This window comes from Paenibacillus oenotherae (assembly GCF_019443105.1).
GTDB classification, from domain to species: Bacteria; Bacillota; Bacilli; order Paenibacillales; family Paenibacillaceae; genus Paenibacillus_Z; species Paenibacillus_Z oenotherae.
The window spans coordinates 126,248-149,432 of sequence record NZ_JAHZIJ010000012.1; the positions used below are offsets into that span (position 1 = coordinate 126,248).

Annotated in this window: 21 protein-coding genes; 11 read left to right on the forward strand and 10 right to left on the reverse strand. The window is 51.6% G+C overall.

Translation table 11 applies throughout. The features are described from left to right. Positions 1–54 precede the first annotated feature (54 nt). Complete coding sequence (locus K0T92_RS16690) at positions 55–2,316, forward strand: ATP-dependent helicase (protein ID WP_219873644.1); 2,262 nt, start codon at positions 55–57, stop codon at positions 2,314–2,316. Between the two features lie 730 nt (positions 2,317–3,046). On the opposite strand, the gene K0T92_RS16695 is transcribed toward K0T92_RS16690, so the two are convergent. Next, on the reverse strand, positions 3,047–3,379 hold the full coding sequence (locus K0T92_RS16695; protein ID WP_219873608.1) for a winged helix-turn-helix transcriptional regulator: 333 nt from the start codon (positions 3,377–3,379) through the stop codon (positions 3,047–3,049). Between the two features lie 211 nt (positions 3,380–3,590). On the opposite strand from K0T92_RS16695, the gene K0T92_RS16700 reads away from it, so the two are divergent. From K0T92_RS16700 to K0T92_RS16715, 4 genes are all read left to right on the forward strand, one after another. Further along, positions 3,591–4,361, forward strand: coding sequence for a dioxygenase family protein (locus K0T92_RS16700; RefSeq protein WP_219873609.1), 771 nt, complete (start codon positions 3,591–3,593; stop codon positions 4,359–4,361). A gap of 308 nt (positions 4,362–4,669) precedes the next feature. Beyond that, positions 4,670–6,394, forward strand: coding sequence for an alpha/beta fold hydrolase (locus K0T92_RS16705; protein ID WP_219873610.1), 1,725 nt, complete (start codon positions 4,670–4,672; stop codon positions 6,392–6,394). A gap of 31 nt (positions 6,395–6,425) precedes the next feature. Continuing rightward, positions 6,426–7,328 carry an ABC transporter ATP-binding protein gene (locus tag K0T92_RS16710; RefSeq protein ID WP_219873611.1) on the forward strand — a complete coding sequence of 301 codons (903 nt, stop codon included), beginning with the start codon at positions 6,426–6,428 and terminating at the stop codon, positions 7,326–7,328. Next, positions 7,318–8,139 (forward strand): ABC transporter permease subunit, encoded by an 822-nt coding sequence (locus K0T92_RS16715; RefSeq protein WP_219873612.1) that lies wholly within the window; start codon positions 7,318–7,320, stop codon positions 8,137–8,139. Before K0T92_RS16710 ends, K0T92_RS16715 begins: the two co-directional genes overlap by 11 nt. 834 nt (positions 8,140–8,973) lie before the next feature. Here the strand turns inward: K0T92_RS16715 and K0T92_RS16720 are convergent. From K0T92_RS16720 to K0T92_RS16730, 3 genes are all read right to left on the reverse strand, one after another. Further along, a complete protein-coding gene (locus tag K0T92_RS16720; RefSeq protein WP_219873613.1) occupies positions 8,974–9,849 on the reverse strand; it encodes an MBL fold metallo-hydrolase in 876 nt (291 codons plus the stop codon). A 140-nt stretch (positions 9,850–9,989) separates the two neighbouring features. Next, positions 9,990–10,586, reverse strand: coding sequence for a YbhB/YbcL family Raf kinase inhibitor-like protein (locus K0T92_RS16725; protein ID WP_219873614.1), 597 nt, complete (start codon positions 10,584–10,586; stop codon positions 9,990–9,992). A 20-nt stretch (positions 10,587–10,606) separates the two neighbouring features. Then, entirely contained in the window at positions 10,607–11,401 is a 795-nt protein-coding gene (locus K0T92_RS16730; RefSeq protein WP_219873615.1) for a PaaX family transcriptional regulator C-terminal domain-containing protein, read from the reverse strand. Positions 11,402–11,848: 447 nt separating this feature from the next. On the opposite strand from K0T92_RS16730, the gene K0T92_RS16735 reads away from it, so the two are divergent. After that, entirely contained in the window at positions 11,849–13,297 is a 1,449-nt protein-coding gene (locus tag K0T92_RS16735) for an aminotransferase-like domain-containing protein (protein ID WP_219873616.1), read from the forward strand. A 14-nt stretch (positions 13,298–13,311) separates the two neighbouring features. Here K0T92_RS16735 and K0T92_RS16740 read toward each other — a convergent pair whose 3' ends face one another. Then, complete coding sequence (locus tag K0T92_RS16740) at positions 13,312–13,632, reverse strand: hypothetical protein (RefSeq protein ID WP_219873617.1); 321 nt, start codon at positions 13,630–13,632, stop codon at positions 13,312–13,314. 210 nt (positions 13,633–13,842) lie between these two features. Here K0T92_RS16740 and K0T92_RS16745 point away from each other — a divergent pair, with 210 nt between their 5' ends. Together K0T92_RS16745 and K0T92_RS16750 are read left to right on the forward strand one after the other, a co-directional pair. Continuing rightward, the gene (locus K0T92_RS16745) at positions 13,843–14,403 is read left to right on the forward strand and encodes a guanylate kinase (protein WP_219873618.1); all 561 of its coding nucleotides are present in this window, start codon (positions 13,843–13,845) and stop codon (positions 14,401–14,403) included. Next, positions 14,393–15,616 carry a deoxyguanosinetriphosphate triphosphohydrolase family protein gene (locus K0T92_RS16750; RefSeq protein ID WP_219873619.1) on the forward strand — a complete coding sequence of 408 codons (1,224 nt, stop codon included), beginning with the start codon at positions 14,393–14,395 and terminating at the stop codon, positions 15,614–15,616. The genes K0T92_RS16745 and K0T92_RS16750 overlap by 11 nt, the downstream gene beginning before the upstream one ends. 166 nt (positions 15,617–15,782) lie before the next feature. On the opposite strand, the gene K0T92_RS16755 is transcribed toward K0T92_RS16750, so the two are convergent. The 4 genes from K0T92_RS16755 to K0T92_RS16770 form a co-directional block, all read right to left on the reverse strand. Beyond that, complete coding sequence (locus K0T92_RS16755) at positions 15,783–16,472, reverse strand: ABC transporter permease (protein WP_219873620.1); 690 nt, start codon at positions 16,470–16,472, stop codon at positions 15,783–15,785. Then, positions 16,465–17,388, reverse strand: coding sequence for an ABC transporter ATP-binding protein (locus K0T92_RS16760; RefSeq protein WP_219873621.1), 924 nt, complete (start codon positions 17,386–17,388; stop codon positions 16,465–16,467). The genes K0T92_RS16755 and K0T92_RS16760 overlap by 8 nt, the downstream gene beginning before the upstream one ends. A gap of 84 nt (positions 17,389–17,472) precedes the next feature. After that, positions 17,473–18,429, reverse strand: coding sequence for a sensor histidine kinase (locus K0T92_RS16765; RefSeq protein WP_219873622.1), 957 nt, complete (start codon positions 18,427–18,429; stop codon positions 17,473–17,475). Between the two features lies 1 nt (position 18,430). Next, a complete protein-coding gene (locus K0T92_RS16770) occupies positions 18,431–19,162 on the reverse strand; it encodes a response regulator transcription factor (protein ID WP_219873623.1) in 732 nt (243 codons plus the stop codon). 588 nt (positions 19,163–19,750) lie between these two features. Between K0T92_RS16770 and K0T92_RS25100 the strand changes: the two genes are divergently transcribed. From K0T92_RS25100 to K0T92_RS16785, 3 genes are read left to right on the forward strand one after another with little or no spacing between them, the layout of a single operon-like run. Further along, complete coding sequence (locus K0T92_RS25100; RefSeq protein ID WP_425517661.1) at positions 19,751–19,903, forward strand: hypothetical protein; 153 nt, start codon at positions 19,751–19,753, stop codon at positions 19,901–19,903. Beyond that, positions 19,896–20,879 (forward strand): 2-hydroxyacid dehydrogenase, encoded by a 984-nt coding sequence (locus K0T92_RS16780; protein WP_219873625.1) that lies wholly within the window; start codon positions 19,896–19,898, stop codon positions 20,877–20,879. The genes K0T92_RS25100 and K0T92_RS16780 overlap by 8 nt, the downstream gene beginning before the upstream one ends. A 49-nt stretch (positions 20,880–20,928) precedes the next feature. Next, the gene (locus K0T92_RS16785; protein WP_219873626.1) at positions 20,929–21,486 is read left to right on the forward strand and encodes a pyridoxamine 5'-phosphate oxidase family protein; all 558 of its coding nucleotides are present in this window, start codon (positions 20,929–20,931) and stop codon (positions 21,484–21,486) included. 123 nt (positions 21,487–21,609) lie between these two features. On the opposite strand, the gene K0T92_RS16790 is transcribed toward K0T92_RS16785, so the two are convergent. After that, positions 21,610–22,938, reverse strand: coding sequence for an FAD-dependent oxidoreductase (locus tag K0T92_RS16790; protein WP_219873627.1), 1,329 nt, complete (start codon positions 22,936–22,938; stop codon positions 21,610–21,612). Positions 22,939–23,185: the final 247 nt, after the last annotated feature.

Genomic DNA, 23,185 nt, shown 5'->3' on the forward strand with positions numbered 1-23,185 from the left:
GCGAGCGTATTTTCAATTGCGGGCGACAGTTGAATGAAGAGAGGTATTATCAGCATGAAAAGCCTGGAGCAATTCTTTCTTCGGAAGTATAAAGAGATCGGCGTAGCGTTGAATGAGGTTCAGAAGCAGGCCGTCAGCCAAACGGAAGGGCCGCTGCTGCTGCTAGCGTCACCGGGATCGGGGAAAACGACCACGATTATTATGAGAATCGGCTATTTGATCGAGGAGCAGGGGGTAGATCCGGCCCGTATTAAGGCGGTAACGTTCAGTCGTGCATCGGCGACGGATATGCGGGAGCGGTTCAAGCGTTTCTTCCCGGAGCTGGCTCCGGTTGATTTCTCCACCATTCACAGTCTGGCTTTCGAGATGATGCGGGAGCATTTCTATAAGACGAGGACCTCCTTTCAAATTATTGAGGGGGCTATTGATGTTGAGGAACAGGAGCAGGAGCAGGGGCTGGCGCAAGGCCAGGTGGGCTTCGATTCCGACCATCCGCCGCTGCATAAGAAGCTTATTTTGCGCAGATTATTCACAACGATCAATGGCGACAATCCCACGGAGGAGGGGATGGAGTCGCTCTGTACGTATATCAGCTACATTAAGAACAAGCTCATTCCCGAGGAGCAGTGGGCGTCGGTCAAATGCGAGGTGCCGCGTGCGGAGCGTATTTTGCGTGAATACGAGCTGTTCAAACGGTCAGGCGCTGCAAAGCTGCTGGTGGATTATGATGATATGCTGACGATAGCGAATGAAGCATTGGCTGCGGATGAGAGGCTTCTTCACAAGTATCGGCAGAGGTATGATTATGTTCTGACCGATGAGAGCCAGGATACGTCGATGGTTCAGCATGCCATTATCGAGAAGCTGGTTCAGGTGCATGGCAATCTCTGTGTTGTAGCTGATGATGATCAGAGCATCTACACATGGCGGGCTGCGGAGCCGCAGTATTTGCTGGATTTCAAAGCGGTATACCCGGCTGCAAGCATTCTGTTCATGGAGCAGAATTACCGTTCCTCCAAAGATATTGTCGAGGTTTCCAACCAGTTCATCAAACGCAACAAGAACCGGTATGATAAAAATATGTTCACCGCCAATCCGTCTCATGGGCCGATTCGTTTCGTGACGCTGGAGGACAATCTGGTACAGGCCAAATATTTGGCAGAGCAGATCCGGGGGATTGAGAACCTCCGTGATGCGGCGATTCTGTACCGGAACAATTCGTCCTCCATCGTGCTCATGAACGAATTTGACCGTGCGGGCATTCCTTTCTATATGAAGGATGTGGACAACCGCTTTTTCTCCCACTGGGTGGTGGAGGATATTTTGAACTTTATGCGGATGTCCTTTACGGACAAGCGGGTGGATATTTTGGAAGCGATCCATACCAAGCTTCACGGATATATAACGAAGCATCAGATCGCGGTGCTGAAGGAAATCAACAATAATGAATCCGTCTTTGACAATCTGTTGAATTTTGTTCAATTGCAGGATTACCAAGGCAAGCAGCTGCAGGAGTGCAAGGAGACGTTCCAGCAGATGAAGGGCATGCCGCCCCATGAAGCGATCGGGGTTATTCGGGGCCGTCTTGGCTACGAGAAGGCGATTGACAAGATGAGTGAGCGGCTGGGATTCAATAAGGAATATTTGATTGGCATTCTGAACACGCTGGGAGAAATTGCTGCAACGCTGGAGACGATGGAGGAATTCGCGGGGCGTCTGAAGTATCTGGAATCTCTGTTGCGGCGATCCAAGCTGAACAAGAACCAGAATGCAGTCACGTTCTCGACGCTGCATAGCGCCAAGGGGCTGGAGTTCGAGCAGGTCTATATGGTGGATTTGATTGATGGCGTTATACCTTCGTCAAGCGATAGTGACAAAGGAAACGAGACACTCATGGAGGAAGCCGTCCGCTTGTTCTATGTCGGAATGACGAGGGCGAAGCTGGAGCTGGAGCTGGTCACTTACAAGGAGCGCGATGGCAAAAAGGTGAAGGAGTCGCCCTTCGTAGGGGCTGTCCGGCATATTCTCCATCCTCCTGCAGGAGTGACGACGACGGAAGGGATCGGCAAGGCGGCAGCCAGCGTGTCCGGACATGAGCCGGCAGCAGCGGCTGCGTACAATCCCAATGCGATTAGAAGCCGGGATGGATTGGTCGTGGGCCGGTTGGTGATGCACCGAGTGTTCGGCGAAGGCGAGATTGTCGGGCTGACCGGGGATCGAGTTCATGTTCGCTGTGAATCCGGCGTGAAAATATTGGCCCTGCAGACATGCCTGGAAAAGGGCATATTGGAGCCGCTAGAGACGGCTGTTCTGTGAGCGCGGAAACGCGGAATAGCAGAAACGCGGAAACGCAGAAACGCAGAAACGCAGAAACGCAGAAAGCGGAAAAGCGGAAAAGCGCAATAGCGCAATAGCGCAATAGCGGAATAGCGGAATAGCTCGCTTACAGCGGATTGCGGCGGGTATAGGCAGGCATGGGCGGTCTAGCGAGCTGAGAGCGGGAAAAATCGGCTTACAGCAGACCCCGCCCCGCGAACATGGCCCGAAACGAGGGAAAACCCACTTACAGAGCGGGAATGGGGCCAGAGCGAGTGGGTTAGCTGGCTGAGAGCGGGAAAAATCGGCTTACAGCAGATCCCGCCCCCCCGCGAACATGGCCCCAAACGGGGAAAAACCCGCTTACAGAGCGAGATTGAGGCCAGAGCGAGTGGGTTAGCGAGCTGAGAGCGGGAAAAATCGGCTTACAAGCAGATCCCTGCCCCCGCGAACATGACCTGAAACGGGAAAAACCCGCTTACAGAGTGGGATTGAGGCCAGAGCAAGTGGGTTAGCTGGCTGAGAGCGGGAAAAATCGGCTTACAGCAGACCCCGCCCCCGCGAACATAGCCCGAAACGGGGAAAAACCCGCTTACAGAGCGGGATTGAGGCCAGTGTGGCCGACTTTGGCGGGCGGGATTAGGGATGCGGCGCTCAAACTAAAATAGTGCCTGAAAATCCATCACCGGATTTCCAGGCACTCTGGAAGAACGCCAAGCGGCGTTCTTTATTATTCTTCGGGGGTTGGCGGAAGCTCGACCCATTGCTCGGCCCAGCTGCTGATTTCTTTGAATAAAGGCGCAAAGGCTTTCCCTTTGTCCGTTAATTGATATTCAATCCGCACTGGCGTTTCGGGATAGACATCTCGTTGGATGATTCCCTCCGCTTCCAATTCCTTCAGCCGCTCGGAAAGCACTTTACCGCTCAAGTTCGGCAGGGAGTTCTCAATCCAGACAAAGCGCTGAGGACCGGATTGCAGCTGGTAGACAATCTTGGCTGTCCATCGCTTGCTTAGAATTTCCAACGCTTTCTCAAATCGAGGGCATAATTGTGACTGTTCCATCGTTATCACCTCATTCTTCTGTTCATATTATAGCCCTTTACCCTCAAATAGACAATCTAACCAAACTTAATTTAATAACTTGACTTAATCAAATGAATAATATAATCTTAGTTACATAAAGTAAGTGATAAAGATTTGCATCGCTAGTAATTAACTATAAAAAAAGTAAATGAACTAAATTATACCGTCCTTATGAACAGGAGGAGCACGCATGCTGCCATCATTATTTATTAACCATGGAGCACCGACTTTAGCTCTAGTGGAGACAGACTACACCCGATTTCTTAAGGAGACGGGACAGCGTTTTACTCCCCAGGCAATCGTTATGTTCAGCGCGCATTGGGAGGAGGGGGTAACAACGATCTCCTTTGCTGAAGGGCCGCTAGAGACGATATATGATTTCTACGGATTCCCGGATGCGCTATATCAGATTACTTACCCGGCGCCTGGGTCGCCGAAGCTGGCGGAAAGGATCGAGGGACTGTTCCAGAAGGCGGGCATCCCGACGGAGAGAGACAGTAAGCGCGGGCTAGACCATGGCTCATGGATATTTCTGAAGCATATGTATCCTGATGCCAATATCCCCGTAGTGAGTGTGTCGGTGAATCCATTTTTGCCGAATGAAGAGCAGTATCGAATCGGCGAAGCCATTCGCGGTTTAGGGGCGGATAACATTCTTGTCATCGGCAGTGGCACGACAGTGCATAATTTTAATTATATAAAGATGGGCCAGCAGCATCCGGAGCAGTGGGCGGTCGAGTTCGACGACTGGATCGTTGACAAGGTGGAGCAGCGGGACGTGGACTCGCTTGTGCAATATGACCGGCTCGCTCCTTACGCATCAAGGGCTGTGCCGAGAGCAGAGCATTTCGTGCCATTGTTCCATGCAATGGGGAGCTCGGATCCTGCGGCTTCGAAGCCCAAGGTGCTGTATAGAGGATATGAGTATGGGACCTTTAGCTATAGCTGCTTTGAGTTTTAAGCCAGAAGCTCTCCATGCGGCTTTATAGTTAGCTTGAAGCAAGCAAACGTGTGTCGGTTTCTTATCGATGCCCGTTTGCTTTTTTGTGTTGCAAGCCAATACGAACATGTATAGAAGAATCCCCCGCGCCATCCTATTCATCATCAGTTTCGATAGAGCTCGGTTTGCATGTTGGAACAGATAGCTTCATAACAATCGTTCAAAAATATTTTTCGCATGATTGAACATATTACATGGCTTGGCCGTCATACAACAAACAATTAAACAATGATTGATCACACGACTATTATTGAAGGAGAGATCATCCGTTGAAACGTCCATCTAAAACGATTAGCAAAGCAGTAGTCGGAACTTCCTTAGCCGTGCTTTTGTCGATGCCTACAGTTGCTGGCGCAGTCCAGCATACAGTGCCCGGTGCGGAGGCGCAAGGCTCTGTGTCTGTCAGCTATAACGCCCCTGCTGTGCAGGCGAAGCAAGTAATGGTTCCCGCTAAAGCCGTAGCGGAATCACTAGGCGCCAAGGTGAAATGGGATGCGAAAAGCCGGGCAGCAACAATCGCACGTGGTGAAGTTATCGTTGTAGTAACAGTTGGCAAGGCGCAGGCTGTCATCAATGGGAAGCCGGCTAATGCAGGGCAGCCAGTCGCGATCAAAGACAGCAAAGTGATGGTGCCGCTGGCATTCATCAACGCCGCATTTGGAACGGATGTCCAGTGGAATGCTGCTGCCGGAGCAGCAAGCTTCGAGAAGGATGATTATATTGGTTTGGCTGGTGCTTATATTTACCATCTATTCAATGGCCAGAACGGCAAGGCCGCGGCGCTGATGAATGACGAGCTGAAGAAAGCTCTGCCGGAATCCGTCCTCACACTGTTGGCTCAACAAATACAGAGTGCTGTCGGACAGCCACTCATGCAGAAGTCTGCGAAAATTAAGGTCAATGCCGTACACACGAATGTGGAGATGACTTACGAAACGAAAGGTGCATCGGCTGATTTCACGATTCGATTCGATGCCAACGGCCGCATTGACGATCTGTCCATCAAGCCGGCAAGTATAGCAGCAGCTTATTCCAAGCCGGCCTATGACCTGAATAATTATACGGAACAAGAAGTCGCCATAGGAGAAGGGATATTTGCTCTCCCGGGAACATTAACAATGCCTAAGGGGGAGGGTCTGCATCCTGTCGTGATACTTGTCCACGGCTCCGGCCCGAATGATCGTGATTCGACAATCGGAGGCACGAAGGTATTCAAGGATATTGCAGCAGGACTGGCTTCGCATAACATCGCGGTATTGCGTTATGACAAAGTAACCAGGGAGCATCCTTTTAAAGTATCCACACAGCCGAAGTTCACGATCAAGAATGAATCGGTCGATGATGTCATCCAAGCCATACAATTAGTGAAAAATAAACCGGGGATTGATCCTTCCCGTATCTATATCGCAGGCCACAGCCAAGGCGGATATGTGATGCCGATGATTCTGGCTGATGATAGCGCGAAGGATATTGCTGGAGCGATCCTGTTGTCTGCACCCAGCGAGCAGATGACGGATGTATTGATTGAGCAGCAGAACAATGCACTGGAGCGGCTGCAGCAATTGGGAGCGCCGGAAGCGACGATAGCGGCGCAGAAGGGGGCGGCGGCAACGTGGAAGGGCATCGCTGAGCTGGTGCAGGACAGCCGCTATTCGAAGGATAACCTGCCGCAGAATTTCCCGGTTCCGCCTGCTTATTGGTGGTTTGAGCAGCGGGATTACATTCCGGCAGAAATTGCACAGGGACAAACAAAGCCGATGCTGGTGCTGCAGGGAGAGAATGACTGGCAGGTATCGATGAAGCAGTATGAGGGCTGGAAGGAAGCATTGAAGAGCCGGACCGATGTATCGTATCTTTCCTACCCGAAGGTGAATCATCTGCTTGTGGAATATGACGGTCTGTCGGTTGGTATGGAATATAACAATCCGGCGAACGTTTCTGCTGCCATTATTAAGGATATAGCTGACTGGATAGGGAAGAGCAGTTCCAAATAGAGAACAGTTCCCATCAAAAGGGGGGCAGACTATGATTCATGTCGAAGAGGTCGCGAAGAGCTTTCAAGGCAAGGAGATCCTTCGGAACGTATCCTTCAACGCAGACAGAGGGGAAGTCGTCGGCCTGCTCGGTCCTAACGGAGCGGGCAAGACGACCATAATCCGCCTGCTGAACGGTGTCATTTCGGCGGATTCAGGGACGATCCGGGTAGATGGACTTGACCCGCATACTAACGGGAACGACATCCGCAAGATCGTTGGCGTAGTAACGGAGAGTGCCGGCTTGTATCCGGAGATGAGCGGAAGGGAAAATTTGCTTTTCTTCGCCAAGCTGTACAATTGTGAGGATCGGAGCCGTATCGAATGGCTGCTTGAACTGCTTGGACTGGATAAGTACAGCGATAAGCCGGTTGGCGTTTACAGTACCGGTATGAAGAAACGGCTCGCGATTGCCAAAGCGGTGCTGCACGATCCCGCATTGCTATTCCTGGATGAGCCGACCAATGGTCTGGATCCCGATGGAATTCAGGATGTCATTGGTTACTTGCGCACACTCAATAAGGAACAGGGCACGACGATACTAATCTGCTCGCATATCCTGTACCAACTGGAGGAGGTGTGCAGCTCCTATGTATTTCTGGAGAAGGGGCGGATTATCGAACGTGGCACGCTTTCGGAGCTTGATGCCAGATATGTGGACGAAGTTATTTTGCATGTGGATACAGGACTTAGGACTTCCGACAATGAAGCGGCTGGATATTCCTATACGGTTGTAGGCGAGAACAAGCTGCAATTCAGACTTCCGTCCAAAGGGCATATACCGGAGCTGCTCCGCTCCATACTGAGCGAGTCATGGGTGCATTCGGCACAGATTATGAATAATAATCTGGAGGCGCTCTATTTCGAAGTGAGGAGGCGCTCCGATGAATCGTAAGCATGTTATGGCCATTGCCTCCAAGGATATGAAGCTGATCTGGAAATCGAGCAAAGTGTGGATCGGGCTGATCATTTTGCCTCTTATTATGGGGGTTATCATTCCGGCTGCGGCGATTCTTGTCGGTCGTTCCATCTCAATGGAGGACATGAATGGAGGAATGGGACTGCTGAAGCTGATTGATGAGATCCCATTCGAGGGAGTGGGAGGGCCCCTGACCATACATCAGAAGCTTATATCTTTCATTGTGAACTTCATGCTCCCGCCGTTGTTTATGCTGATTCCCGTGACCAATGCGATGATGATCGCAGTCAACAGCTTCGTTGGTGAAAAGGAGAGCAGGACGCTGGAGAGCCTGATGCTTGCCCCGCTGTCGATTCGGGACCTTTTCGCAGGCAAGTTGCTCGCTTCGTTTATCCCTTCTTATGCGGCTGCTCTCGGAAGTTTCCTGCTCTGCGGAATAGTGGTGAATCTACTGGCATACCCTCTGTTTCAGCATCTCGTATTTCCAAGTATGAATTGGATCGTGCTTATGCTATGGGTTATTCCTGCGTTCACGCTGACGGCAATTCTCTTCAGTGTATTAGTATCCGCCAGATCCAAGAGCTTTCAGGAAGCGCAGCAGGTTGCCGGTGTTATTGTGCTGCCGATTGTCGGGCTGCTGATCGGACAAGCAACAGGTGTGCTGCTTATCAGTCTGGCCATTATGGGGATTATCGGGGCAGTTCTGATGGGAGTGAATCTCGGCTTGCTCGCATGGATCGCGAAGATGAATCAACGTGACCAATTGTTCGAGAGCCAGATCCAATAAGCAGATACAGCAGCCAGAGTGAAGAAGCCTCCAAAACCACATGGCATGGGGGCTTCTTCATTTTGGCTGCCATCACGCTCAAAGTGGAATTGAAAGCTGAGCTTTAAGAGGCAGCTTGTGAAGCAGCAGGCGGATCGTGAGGCAAGAGGTGGCTCGTGAAGCAGCAGGCAGTTCGTGAGGCAAGAGGTGGCTCGAGAAGCAGCAGGCGGCTCGTGAGGCAAGAGGCGGCTCGAGAAGCAGCAGGTGGCACGAGAAGCAACAGGCAGTTCGTGAGGCAACTCTGTTCGAGCGGCTGCAATTCCCGCTTAATCAGGGAGGGTGTAATTCCATAATTGGCCAACATTCCTGCATTAAGGCATGCTTTTTCTCATTCCAGCCTACTAAAGACGAAATACCTGCGTAAGTGCAGGCATTTCGTCTTATTTGCCGCTAGTCGGCCCATTCTGCCTCAAATGCCTGCATTCTAGCAGGCATTGTGACGCTTACGGGTCCTTTTCAACGAAATTCCTGCACTTTCGCAGGATTGCTGCTCTCTGCTCTGCCCAGGCCGACCTAGGGCGGATCTCGGGTCGACACTCTGCTCCGCTGTGCCTAACCTCGGAGCGGATCTAGGCTCCGCTGTTCCTGACACCTAGGGGCCGATCTAGGCTCCGCTGTTCCCGACTTCCAGGCTGACCTAGTGTCTGCTGCGAAGACACTTCGCGCCGCTGTTCCCGACCACAGCTTTTCTACGCCCGATCTCGGGCCCTGCAAGGGCATCTCCACACCTCGTGCTAGGAGATGCATGTACCCTGCCGAGTAGTACAATCCACCCGCAGCCATCGTTTAAACCGACTATTTCAAGAAAACGTAAGATGTTCCTTTGATCTTGTCCAGATCGGCTTTATCCACTGTGAGCACATCTGTCTCGCTGCGCTCTGTAATGCCTAGCTCCTGCAGAATAACCTCGGCAGCTTCCGGCGTGTAATGAAGAGGGGACGCGATCTTCGGCTGCAGCTGTTGCAAAATTTTGACCGTCTTCGCAGGGGTGAACCCATTTTCAGTTACATCCGAGAATGGCAGGAAGGCGATATCCAGCTTGCCGATCTGCCCGATCTGTTCTTCCGTCAGCTCGTTTTGGGCTACATCGCCCATATGCGCAACTCTTAAGCCATCCACCTCATAGACATAGATTACATTGGATGGGGCATCCGGGGAAAAGATAGCGGAATGTCCGGATGAAATCCCTGTTACCGTTACATCTTTTACTGTGAACGTCTCCAAGGCGTACTCCGAATATTTGACTTCCCCAGCCAGCTTGTTCGCTTCAATATATGCTTCGTCGGTGTGATCGGAATGATTATGAGTAACTGTGATGATGTCGGCCTTGATCAGTCCTGTCGTATCGGTAGCCATTGTATTAGGGTCGGCGGCGATGACAGTTCCGCCTTTGGAGACGATGCCGATTGAGGCATGTCCATCACCGTTCTTGTTACTCGTGATGCTCCTAAATAATGTTTTGCCGGAAGTATTCGCTAACGTTGTCGTGTCTGGCGGAATCGGGTCCTCTACTGGCGGCTCCTCTGCCGCTGTCTCATTGTTCGGCTCCGCAGGGGTTTCATTTTGTACATTAGCTGTCGGGGCCGTTTCAGATTTATTTTCCTTGCTGGCACAGCCAGCGGTAATTGCAAGCACAACAACTGCAAGGAATAGGAATCTAAGCTTGGGCATCTGTGGGGTATCCTCCTCGGTTTTTGGGCAGCATGAAGCAACCCTTGCTAAGCAGTAGCAGGGATCTCATCCATCATATATCGAAACAAAAGGCTTGCTCTACGCTGGGAGGCTGCTTATGGCAGCCTCATGCGTACAGCTTATTTATTCTCATAGAAGCCGCTAATTTCGGCTTTATCAATGACATGCTCTGCTGCCAGCTTTTGAAAATCGTCATAGCTGATTTGCTCGGGTACATCCAACTGCTCAACATTCAGCGCATAGGCGATAAATTTATATTCGTGGTCGCCAGAGCCTGCTGGTGGCTGAGGGCCGCCGTAGCCAATCGTGTTGAATGAATTTTTGAGCTCCTTGCTCCCGCCGGGCAGCCCGTCTGTACGGGATGAGCCTTCAGCCAGCGACTTGGCGTCAGCTGGTATGTCCACTATAATCCAGTGCACCCATTCATCGGCGATCGGATGAAGATCCACCATCACTAGGGCTATGGATTTGGTTCCCTCTGGCGTGTTCGACCAAGCGAGAGGAACGCTAATATTGTCATTATCGTTCGTATGCTTAATATCGATCCGGCCGCTGTCTTTGAAGGCGGTTGAGGTGATTGCGAAAGGCTCATTAGTCATAGTCCCGGCAGATTCTGATGAATTGCCAGAGCAGCCAGCAAGTATAAATCCGACCGCTGCTATGAGCAGTATTAGTGCCATATGCCGAGCTAGGTGCACGCCTTTTCCAATTTGCATAATATCACCTCCTTACAGCATTATTCGTCCTTCATAAAAGCGTAGTAATAAGCGTCTTCGGGAATGCAATGATACAAGGTGGAAAAGTTGCGGTAGAACAGTTCCAGAACTTGTTGGCCCTGCCAATCAGGGGGCAGCAGCTCGGCCGGAAGCATGGGGTCCAGAATGATATATTCACTCATGGATTCGCCCAGCTCCAAGTACCGGATGAACAGCTGCAGGGCATTGCCTTCCTCCTTGAGCTTTTCTACGGCAGGCATATACTCATTGTAGAACCATAGTATTTTCTCTTTTTGAATGGCGCGGATGTTGTCCAGATTCCACATCTTGGCTGCAAGCTCGCGAGTGATGGCAAAGTGCTGGAACGATCCCTTCATCTGCGTGATATTGGACTGAAGCTCCAGATTGACTGTCAGCCGATTCACCTCATCGACATAATTCCATGGTGAAATGAAGGTGTTCTTGTACAAAGGGGCAAAACCCAGATTGATCAGACTGTTGCGCAGCTGATAGCGTTTGGATCGTTCGGAATCGGGAATTTCAAAGGTGACGAGCTGCCACTGTCCATCCCATTCCGCCCCGTAAAGGAAGCCTTTGCCCGCGATTGCGGATAATGTGCGCCGTCCATGGTCGGTAATGGCGTAGTTCGAGCGTTCTACTGTTTCGATATAGCCAAGCCCTTTAAGCCGTGACAGCACATTGCGAACAGATTGCTGCGAATAGCCACGTGCCGTGTAGATCTCAATGAACCGCTGGACAGTAATGCTTGGTACGCGAGTAAGCAAAAACAACATTTGTTTATCAATGGATAACATATTCTACCTCTTTTATACTATTATTTTTTCGATTCGTCAATAATTGATTATAAATTTCAGGAAGGATACTTTCGTCTGTTTCTGCTGGGCGTCGGATATTGACGCTTTTCGAGCCTGACAAGAGTGATGCCTAAAGGCCGCTACCTTCTAAATAACAATTCTACTTCCATTAGCCAACCACCTTCAATCCCAAAGGGCCTACAGTGATAAGTCAGTTGGGTGCCGGGCAGCCACTAGAGCTAGAATGGAAGTCTGTAGCCGGCAAGCCTGGCTGCAAGCGACATGAATGGCGGACGCCAGGCAGCAGCCATGCAACTCTGCTGTAATTGCACCTCAAAGGCGGGCTTACATGCAGCGCCCCAGCGCGTGCCGGGAGCAAAGGGAGCGTCCTGTGGATCTTTTAATAAGCTTTATTTTATGACATGATAAGCTCTGGGGGGATGCAGGATGTTTACTGACTTCAAGCTTATGGATGACCGTCCGGTCTCCATTCAGGTGAAGGACTATATGAAACGGCTGATCACCAAGGGCGGTCTGCAGAGCAACCAGCGGCTTCCGTCCACGCGCGAATTGAGCTCCTTATTGAACGTCAGCCGCAATACGGTGGTAATGGCTTATTCTGATTTGGAGGAAGAAGGGCTTATCTATGTCTTGAAGGGGAAAGGGAATTATGTTGCTCAAGCGGCAGGCAGCGTCGCGGATGCCGGGCAACGGTGGCAGGTGGATTGGAAGCAGCAAATGAATGATCATGCGCGTATAGCCGAGGAGCAGGATTTGATGAAGCGGGGTATACGCTCGTCACAGGGGATGATCTCGTTCACAAGCATCGCACCGGACGAGAAGCTGTTTGATATAGATAATTTTCGCAGAGCATTTCTGGATCGGATGTCGCTTGAGGGCGAGGTCCTCTTGAATTATGGTTATGCCAAAGGCTATAAGCCTCTCATCGATTATTTGATGCATGATATGGAGAACAAGGGTGTCGATATGGCGGGCAAGGACATTCTCATTACGAACGGCTTTACAGAAGGGCTGGATATTCTGTTATCGGTATTAACCAAGAACAGCGGCCGCATTCTGTGCGAGAATCCCACTCACCATACAGCAATCAAAAATTTCAAGCTGCATGGCTTCAGCATTACCGGCATAGACATGGAGGCAGGCGGCATCAGTTTGCAGAAGCTGGAGCAGGCATTGTCCCGGGAGCGGTACGATTTGGCCTATCTAGTGCCCTCCTATCAGAACCCGACAGGAATTGTCATGTCTCCCGAGAAAAGAAGGGCTGTCATCGAGCTGATGTCACGTCATCAGGTTCCGATTCTGGAGGACGGATTCAACGAGGAATTAAGATATTCCGGTGCACATGTGGCCCCGTTAATTGCTAGCGGCGGCGGCAACAGTATTGTCTACGTCGGCAGCTATTCCAAGATTCTGTTCCCCGGTCTGCGGGTAGGTTGGGTATTGGCGGACAAAGAGTTGATTGATTATCTGGTGAGCGTCAAGCGGGCGCGAAGCATCCATACGTCTACGCTGGATCAGTCCGTCCTCTATCAGTATCTTCATAATGGCTATTTCGAGAAATATCTCAAACGGGCAAAGTCCGAATATAAGCGAAAATACGAACTAGCTGTTCAGTGCTGCCAAGCGGACATACCGTTCCGCGACCTCTCGGGGGACGGCGGGCTGCATCTGTTCCTCGCGTTCGAAAACGGCTTCGATACGAGGCAGTTGTTGAACATCTGCCGAGAGAGAGGGGTTATCTTCACCCCTGGAACGATCTTCTATACCGATGGCGGCGGGGGAAATACGATGCGGCTTGGCTTCTCTCGCGTTGCCGATGCGGATATTGTTAAAGGCATTGGAATTATTGGACAAGCTGTGAAGGAGCAGATGTGACACTGAGAGGCGGTTTAGCGGATGGAATCCGCTCTTGCAGCTAGAAAGGCGGCGGTTAGAGTGGAGAGCCTGCGAAAGCGCAGGAGCTTCATCAGGCAAAATGCCTGCGAAAACGCAGGAGCTTCATCAGGCAAAATGCCTGCGAAAGCGCAGGAATTTTGGCCAAAAGGAGCTCCATCAGGCAAAAAGCCTGCGAAGATGCAGGAATAGTCACGCGTAATTAGCAGATAGGGGCAAATGAGGCGAAAAGCCTGCACTTTAGCAGGCATTCGTTCTTCAGCATGCCAAAATGAGATAAAGCCTGTTGTTACGCAGGAATTCGCTGTAATCCGCAAAATCCGCAGCTCCCCGCTGGCAACCGGCCATCGCGGCATAGTCCGCAGTCCCCTATCGGGAGAAGGGGAACAGCAAGGTACGTTCCGCCGCAGCAGCAGCAGGCAGACGGTACACTGAATCACGGAATCGCCGCGTGACAGCGGGTCGTGTCAGCAGATATGATAGTGTGTGAGAAAGAGGATCATTAGAGGTATGCGGAGGGTCTGGAAATGTCCTTTAAACTGGTTGTTTTTCAAGGTCCCAGCGGATCGGGAAAAAGCACGCTGCAAGCCATACTGGGCTTGCCCCGGATCATCACCTGGACATCGCGTGCGCCAAGGCCGGGCGAGACAGACGGGGAAGATTATCATTTTGCCACCAAAGAGCAGATGGGGCTCATGTATGAAGGGCAGAAAATGCTGGAGATGGCGGAGTATCAGGGCAATTATTACGGCACCTCGCTTGCTGCCATTCACAGCGCGGCTGAGAGAGCGGAGCCCAGCGCCATTGTGATGGAAGCGCGCGGAGCCCGGCGGATCAAAGAACTGCTGCAGGACAAGGCGCTTATAATCGGTATCTCTGCGGCCAAAGAGGAGTGCCGGCAGCGTCTCATTCTGAGACATACATCCGAGGCGGAGCTGGAGCGCAGATTGCGGTCCTATGAAGAAGAGATAGCGGGCTTGTCTCATTGCGATATCGTGGTTCACAATACGGATGACAACCGATTGAAGGCAGAGGCGATTATGAAGCTCATTGGACAAGGAATGGTGAGAACAGCGGATGAACTATGATGAACGGACATTGGAGTATGTGAAGGAATCGTTAGCCCGGTCGGACAAGCTGGATTTCCGGCTTCATTCTGATGATGACGACGGCCGCGTAAGAGAGGAATATTCGCGGGATTATGCCCGTGTATTGTATTCCTCCTCGTTCCGGCGGCTGCAGGGAAAGATGCAGCTGCTGGGCATCGACCACAATCTGTTCTTCCGCAATCGGCTGACGCACAGCATGGAGGTGGCGCAGATTGCCAGAGGCATCGCGACCGATCTGCAGATCGGCAATACGTTTATTGTAGAAGCCTGCTCGCTTGCGCATGATCTGGGCAATCCTCCTATTGGACATTACGGGGAACGCGTTCTCTGCGAGCTTGTTGCGGATATCGGCGGGTTCGAGGGCAATGCACAGACGCTTCGCATCATCCGCAAATTAGAGAAGCGGCATCATGCTTACCGGGGAATGAACCTGCTGTTCCGCACACAGCTTGGTGTTGTCAAATATTTTCGGCGATACGGGCAGGGGGTCAACAGCAAGTTTATCTATGATGAGGACTACGACGATATTTTGCTGCATTTGGAGCGCAGTGGACTGACGGAACGGGATGCGCGAAGCATCGAGATGGAGATTATGGATCTGGCGGATGAGATCGCTTATGCGGCGCATGATCTGGAGGATTGCTTGAGCCAGAGCTTGTTCACCATCGATGAGCTGCTGTTCGAATTCAGCAGGACTGAAGATTACGGCGACAGCTACAAGACCTTCGAGAAAATGGTGGACAAATGCAGAGATTTCGCGCGAAAGGGCGAGCGCCTTCACTCCTCCGAGGAATATTCGTTCCTGTTCCGCAAGGAATTGACGTCCACTATTGTGAACACGCTAATCCGGGACATAGGCTACCAGCCCGGAGACGACCGGCTCGGGTTTACGAAGTACGGCCTGCTGTCCAAGGGTCTCAAAAAACTGGTATTCCAGCTCATTAACCGCAGGCCGTCCGTCCTGATCTACGAGAGGAAGGGCGAGAAGGTGCTGCGCGGTCTGTACGAGGTGTACACGGATGAACGGTTGAATCCGCAATTGATGCTGCTGCCGCCGGAATACCGCGTCTACGCCACAGATGGGGAGCGCCGGCGCAATGTCGTAGATTTCATTTCAGGCATGATGGATCATTTTGCGATGCAGGAGTATGGCAACTATTACGGAAGAAGCGAGCTGGACAAGCTGGTATAGGCAAACAAAAGCATCACCGGTTCCTCCTTGAGCGTGTCGCCAAGTGATGCCGCTCCGCGCGGGGTTCAAGTGCGGGCGGCATTGCATGACGGCGTTCAAGCGCAGGCTGGAGATGCTCTTTTTAATTGCGGGGCGCCAGTGCGATAATGGTTCCCGCGGGGAGCGTTTATGCGATATCCCGGTGTTCGATATTGCGGATGGACCAGAAGGCGAACAGAAAGCCTATGGCAGCCACGGCAAGCGGGATAGCGATGAAGGAGCTCAGCGTGAAGCCCGGATTGTTGGAGTTGAAGATGGCCACAACGAGGATGGAGGACACGATCGTTGCCGGAACGGACTTTTTACGCATACCGAAGTAGATCGGAATAAGACCCATTCCGGCGGCAGATACGGCGTACAGCAGCATTCTAGCCGTCTCTTCAATGAGGAAATCGGCGGTCAAGGGATCGCTAACGTAGTGCATGTAATGATTCGTGATCAAGAATCCGCACACGACAATAATATTGGAGATAACCACGCTCAGGAAGGTCACCACGCTGATGATGAGAATTTTGGACAGCATTAATCGGGTGCGGTTAATAGGATAGGTGAACAGGACGGTGATGGTCTTGCTTTTGTATTCATCAATAATTAATTTGGCAACGAGGACGGCGGCGAACACGATAAAGGTGGCTCTGACGAAGGTGCCGATGGCCATGAACGCGCCAGCCATATCGGAAAACACTTGACTCTCCGTCTCCTCCACATAGGGCAGCAAGCCTACGGAGACAATTATGACCAGAGTGGCAATTAACGCGCCCTTCCAATACCAGCCCAAATTACCCTTTTTCAGCTCAAGTCCAATTAATTTAAGCATGCGCTTGCCCTCCTTCAATCAATTGCAAGAAATATTCCTCTAATGTGGTATGCCGCTTATTGATAGATTCAATCTCGATATCGTTCATAATGAGTGTTTTGGACACTTCTGCTTGCGACAGGTCCGTCTCATAGATGCGGATCATCGAATCGTTAATGATTCTGAAATTGGACAGCTCCAGAATATGCTCCAGCACATAAGCGGCCTTCTTGATATTCGTAGTTACGAGCTCCACATAGACTGTATGCCGGCCTCGAAGATCGTTCATAGCACACTCCTCGATGAGCCTCCCGCCGCTAATGACGCCAATCGTATCGGCGATCTGTTCGATCTCCCCCAGAATATGGCTGGAAATCAGCAGCGTCATTCCATATTGCTTGCTGAGCAGACTGAACAGGCCGCGCAGCTCCTTAATGCCGACAGGGTCAAGGCCGTTAATAGGCTCATCGAGAATGAGCAGCTCCGGCTTCGTTGCAATCGCTCTTGCGATGCCGAGCCGCTGCTTCATGCCCAGCGAGAAGTGGCTGACGGCTTTGCCATCCACATTCGTCAGCTGCACCAGCTCCAGCGCTTCGTCTATTGCCTTCCTGTTGTGCAGGCCCATGTACTGGCAGTGCAGCTCCAGATTTTCCCGTGCGGTTAGCTTGTCGTAGAAGACGGGGTACTCGATAATGCTTCCTATCCGTTTGAAAACCTCATACGATGTAGGCGTCAGCTTCTGGCCGAACAACGTGATCTCACCGCTGGAGGGCTTGACCAAATTCAGCAGCATCCTCATGATGGTCGTTTTGCCTGCGCCGTTAGGTCCCAGAAACCCGTAGATTTGCCCCTGCTTCACCTTCATATTCACATTGGAGACAACTTCTTTCCCCTCGAACTGCTTCGTCAGATGTGTCGTATTTACAATATAACTCATGTTCCTTCTCCTTCTCTCGTGGGCTGATAATTATATTGTAAGGCGCATCGCTTTCATATTTGTTGCCCATTTCTTAAGAGAATCTTACGTTGCCGCCGGGTCGCCTTCATATACGGCACGCGGGAGCTTCACCGTGAAGGTGGTCCGCTCGTAGGGCTTGCTGTGCAAGGTAATCCCGCCGCCTATATTCTCGACCAGCCGCTTCGTAATTGTCAGTCCAAGCCCGCTGCCCTGAAAGGCTTTGTTCCTGGAATCGTCCAGTGTGTACATTCGCTCGAATACGAGATCCTGATGGCGCTCATGAATGCCGCGGCCGCGATCCCATACATCGATATAGACGGCCTGGTCCTCTGTTCTCAGCGTAAGGCCCAATACCCGTCCGTCCCTTCCATGACGGATCGCGTTGGCGAGCAGGTTGTTCAGAATCCGGTTCAGCGATTCTTCATGGCTGTACACATAGATCGGTGTATCCGGAATCTCGATTGCAGCCTCAAGCCCTTGGCTGCTGGCAGATTCATAGAACATGAGCATATTATTCCTGCAAAGCTCGTTCATATGGACGATTGTCAGCGGCAGCTCCGTATCCCCGGATTCCAGCTTGGCAAGATCGAAGAAAGAATTGATCAGCCCGACGATCTCCACCGCCTTGTCATTCACCTTCCGCAATAGGCGCTCCTGCTCCTTGGGACTGTTGATGTGCTGATGAAGAAGCGTCTCGATGTAACCCAGCACGACAGTAAGCGGCGTCTTGAGATCATGGGAGATATTCGAGAGCATTCTTCGCATCGACTGCTCTGTATCGTTATAGTGCGCCATATTCTGATGATTGTGGTCCAGCAGACGATTTATGGCATTAAGCAGCTCCTGAAGCTCCTTGTCATCGGTTACGAGCAGAAGGCGTTCCATCGATCTGTCGGCTATAAGCTGGTCCAGCTTGCTGGATATGTATTGAAGGCTGCGGCTTCGTGTTCTTTTCGCCCGAAACTGCGCGTAGTTAAGGAGGAGCAGCAAGAGGATGAGGAGAAGCAGCGTTATGCTCATGCTACTGTTCTCCTAACCGATAGCCGATTCCCCACAGCGTCTTAATATATTTGGGCTCGGAGGGGGTATCCTCGATCTTCTCCCGCAGCCTGCTCATATGGACATTAATGATGTTCTCATCGCCATAATAGTCGTCATTCCAGACAGAGCGATAGATCTGTTCTTTGGTGAAAATCTTCTTGGGATTCGTAAGGAACAGCCTCAGAATATAGAGCTCCTTGGAGGTCAGCTTCAAGGAACGCCCATTCTTGCTCACCGTTAAGTTGTCGAGATCCACTTCAAGCTCATGAAAATGGATGACAGCAGTCTCCGCTCCCTTGCCCGTGTCGGAATAGCGTGTTGCTCGTCTTATGGCGGCTCTCACTCTGGCCAGCAGCTCGATCATGGAGAATGGCTTGGCAATATAATCATCCGCTCCGAAACCAAGACCGAGCGCTTTATCCACATCGCTGTCCTTGGCGGAGATGATGAGGATCGGGACGGAACTCTTCTCCTTCTCCCGGATCAGCTTCAGAAAGTCGATCCCGGTCAGCCCTGGCAGCATGAGGTCGAGAAGAATAAGGGAGAAAGCAGGATTTCCTGTTGCTTCTGCTGCAGCGAAGAGCCGCAGCGCCTCCTCGGCACTGGGCGCATGGACAACGCGGTATCCTTCCATTGTGAGATAATTCGTGACCATGGTGCCGATTTCGAGGTCATCCTCGACAAGCAATATTTGATCTGCGATAGCGGACATATTGGTTACCATCCTATCTGTTGTAATTGCATCTATGGTATCATTTCAGACGCCAAAAGTAATGAGGCAAATGGGCCTTCACATTCCCCTGCCAGTATGGGCGCAACAATAAAGCTTGACTCTGCTGCCATTATGATATAAATTATTCGCAAATCATTTGCATATCGAAACTAGCGATGAGCAAGGAATAATGTTCAGCTCCGGTCGTAACAGAGAGGAAGCCCGCCGGCTGCAAAGCTTCCCGATTCGGTTGAATATTTCCCGCCTTGCGAGCTGTAGCGGCGAACCTCCAGTAGCCGTTGCCGGGCATATCCCGTTATCCAGCAGAGGAGCATGTATGGATCATGCTCGAATTAGGGTGGTATCACGAACACATTCGTCCCTGACGAGTGTGTTTTTTGCGTTTTTTGCCGGAGTAAACGAACGAATGGAGGGGTTTCCATGCGCCAGAACGAGTATTTAATTCCAACCTTGCGTGATGCGCCTTCGGATGCCGAGGCGGTCAGCCATGGACTGCTGCTGCGTGCCGGATTTATTCGTCAGGTTGCGGCAGGCAAGGATGCCGATCTGATCGGGATTCCGATCCGGATTACGGTCGGCAAGCAGTCGAAGGAAGGACTAGTCGAGTACAGGGAGCGGGGGAGCACCGAGCTAGCCATAATTAGCGCCGCCGCCGCCGTTGCTAAAGTTACTCGCGATTACGCGCATATGAATAAGAATGGTGGTGGCGGGAATGAGTGAGAAGCCGAAGGTATATATTACGGAACAAATATGGGCAGAGGCTGTTGATTGGCTGCAGCAGTACTGCGATTGCACGGTCTGGGCGGGTGAGGGAAAGGCGCCGCGGGAGCATCTGCTGCAGGTGCTTGGCAATTATGACGGACTCATTACTACCGGCAGTGCTGTTACTATAGATGAAGCTTTGCTGGCTGCAGCCCCGCGGCTGAAGCTTGTGTCTACCATCTCTGTAGGGTACAACCATTTTGACCTTGAAGCTATGAGGAAGGCTCATGTTATAGGGACACATACGCCGTATGTATTGGATGAGACGGTAGCGGATTTGGTCATGGGCCTGATGCTCAGTGTGGCGCGCAGAATGCCTGAGCTCGACAGGCTGGTGAAATCAGGCGGATGGAACAGCGCGGCGGGGGAAGAGCTTTTTGGCATTGATGTTCATCACAGCACCCTTGGAATTATCGGCATGGGCAGAATTGGCGAAGCGATTGCCAGACGTGCAGTGGATGGGTTCGGGATGAAGCTGGCGTATTATAACCGCAGCCGCAGGCCGGAGCTGGAGGAGCGTTACGGAGCAGACTACATGCAAGTAGAGGAGCTGCTGCGGCAATCCGACTATGTCGTGCTGATGATTCCGCTTAGCGATGAGACGAAGCACTTTATCCGTGCGGAGCATTTTGCCATGATGAAAGGGAGCGCGATCTTCATTAACGCCTCCCGTGGAGCGACGGTTGATGAGGAGGCCTTGATCGAGGCGCTGCGCAGTGGACAGATTCGCGGAGCAGGTCTGGATGTGTACGAACGGGAGCCAATCGCCCGCAATAATCCGCTGCTGGGCATGTCCAATGTGGTCGCGCTGCCCCATATCGGATCGGCCACCCACCGGACGAGACAGGACATGATGATGCTGGCTGCGCGCAACGCGGCTGCCGTATTAACCGGTCAAGGCGAAGCTTATATCGTGAAGGAGCTTCAGCCGTAGAGCAATAGGAACGAGCAGCAGTGAATTTGTATACAAAGGGAGCGGTCATATGGGTAAACTATTCGCGAACATAGAGCCTCAGCACGAAGCTTTTATTAAGCGACAGCGGATTTTTTTCGTGGGGTCAGCGCCGCTGGATGCGGAAGGGCATGTTAACATCTCACCCAAGGGCCATGACGTATTGCGAATATTCTCGCCGACGGAAGTCGCCTACCTGGATTTAACGGGCAGCGGTAACGAGACGAGCGCACATATGCTGGACAATGGACGGATCACCTTCATGTTTGTCGCCTTTGAGGGTGCCCCGATGATTATGAGGCTGTATGGCAAAGGGCGTGTAGTGCTGCCGGAGACGCCGGAGTGGGCGGAGCTTATCGGACATTTTGACCCCTTGCCTGGTGCCAGGCAGATCATCTGCGCAACGATTGATGCGGTGAAAACCTCCTGCGGCTTCAGCGTCCCCTTCTTCACCTACGAGGAGGAGCGAACCACGCTTCAGAAGTGGGCGGCACAGCAGGGGGCGGAGGGGCTTACAGCTTACAGGCAGGAGAAGAATGCCGTAAGCATGGATGGCATTGTAACTCCTCTGGGCCGTGTTGGTTCATAGCCCTTGCCAGCGGTCGGGCTTCTTGTAAACTGGTAATAAATAGGTTGACTTACAATACAAAGGGCTGTCCCGCTAGTCACTTTTCGATGACTTAGGGGACAGCCCTTGCTTGTATGAGTCAGGCTACATCGCCTGCAGACCAGCTTGATTCAGCAGGTTCCATGGCTTGTTATAGTGGGGCTGGAAGAAGAAATCGACAAAGCTGAGCTGATCCATCGTCATCCCGTTCTGGATACAGACCGAGATTGTGTTGATCGTCTGGGTCAAATCCACTTTCGAGAGCACCTGGGCCCCTACGATACGGCCGGTTGCTTGCTCGTATACAACCTTGAGCAATACCTTCTCATAGGTAGGCATGAACTCGGGCCTGTAATTCTCATGCAGGGTAACGGCCTTCACTTCCATGCCTGCAGCAAGCGCGGCTTGCTCGGTCATGCCGGTCGAGGCGATATTATAATCATAGATTTTGATGCCCGAGGTGCCTTGTGTCCCCATATAAGGAACAGTCGGTTTCTCCAGATTGCGGGCAATGAGCGTGCCCATCCGCACCGCATTGGTCGCAAGCGGTATATAGGCATGCTGGCCGGTAGGGTTGTACATAATGGCACAGCTGTCGCCTGCAGCATAGATATCCTCATTGCTGGTGCGCATATAGCGATCAACCATGATAGCCCCGCTTGGCAGCATCTCCACCTGTCCCTTGAGCAGATCGGTGTTAGGTCGGAAGCCGATGCACAGAACGACCATGTCGGTCTCATACTCCCCGCGGGTTGTCGCAACACGAGCCACTTTGCCATGCTCGCCGCTGAACAAGGTGACCGTTTGTCCAAGCTCCAGCTTGATGCCTTTGGCCCGAAGCGCTTCCTCGGTTCTTTCTGTAAACTCGCGATCCAAATATTTGAACAGCACACGATCCGTATTATCAATAAGCGTCACTTCCTTGCCAAGCTGCTGGAAGGCCTCAACGAGTTCGATGCCGATGTAGCCTGCGCCAATGACGGTAATACGCTGCGCTTCTTTAGCCTTCTGGATAATCGTCTGGGCATGGGCATAGTTTTTGCACAATAAAATGTTGTCGAGTCCCATTCCCTCCATCTGCGGGATAATCGGCCACGAGCCGGTCGTCATCACCAGCTTGTCGTACTGATCCTCAAGCTCGCCGCCTGTCTCCAGATTACGGACATGAACCGTCTTGTTCACGGTATCAACCGCAAGCACATCATGGCGCATTCTTGTAGTGACACCCAATTGTGCCAACTGGTCGGGGGTAGCGTAGAAGAGCTGCTGTGCATCCTGCACAACACCTCCGACGTGAAGCGCGATGCCGCACGAGAGGAAGGAAATAGTATCGTTGCGTTCGTAAACGGTAATGTCCGCATCAGGATGAAGCTTGGCGATTCCAGTAATAGCAGCCGTTCCGGCATGTGTACAGCCAATAACAATAATTTTCATAGGGAGTGCCTCCTCAACGAAGTATTGTGATTTAATTCACCAGAGAACCCATAAAATTGTGATTTATTTCACAAATAAACAAACAGTTTAATGTGATTATTTTCACAAACACGACAACAATGTGATTTAATTCACAATATGCTGTTGGCACTATCATATGACGAACGGAGAGGAATGGCAAGAGCTAAAAGTGGATTTTCACTAATATTGTGACAATTTTCAGAATTCTTGAAACGAAATGTTCATT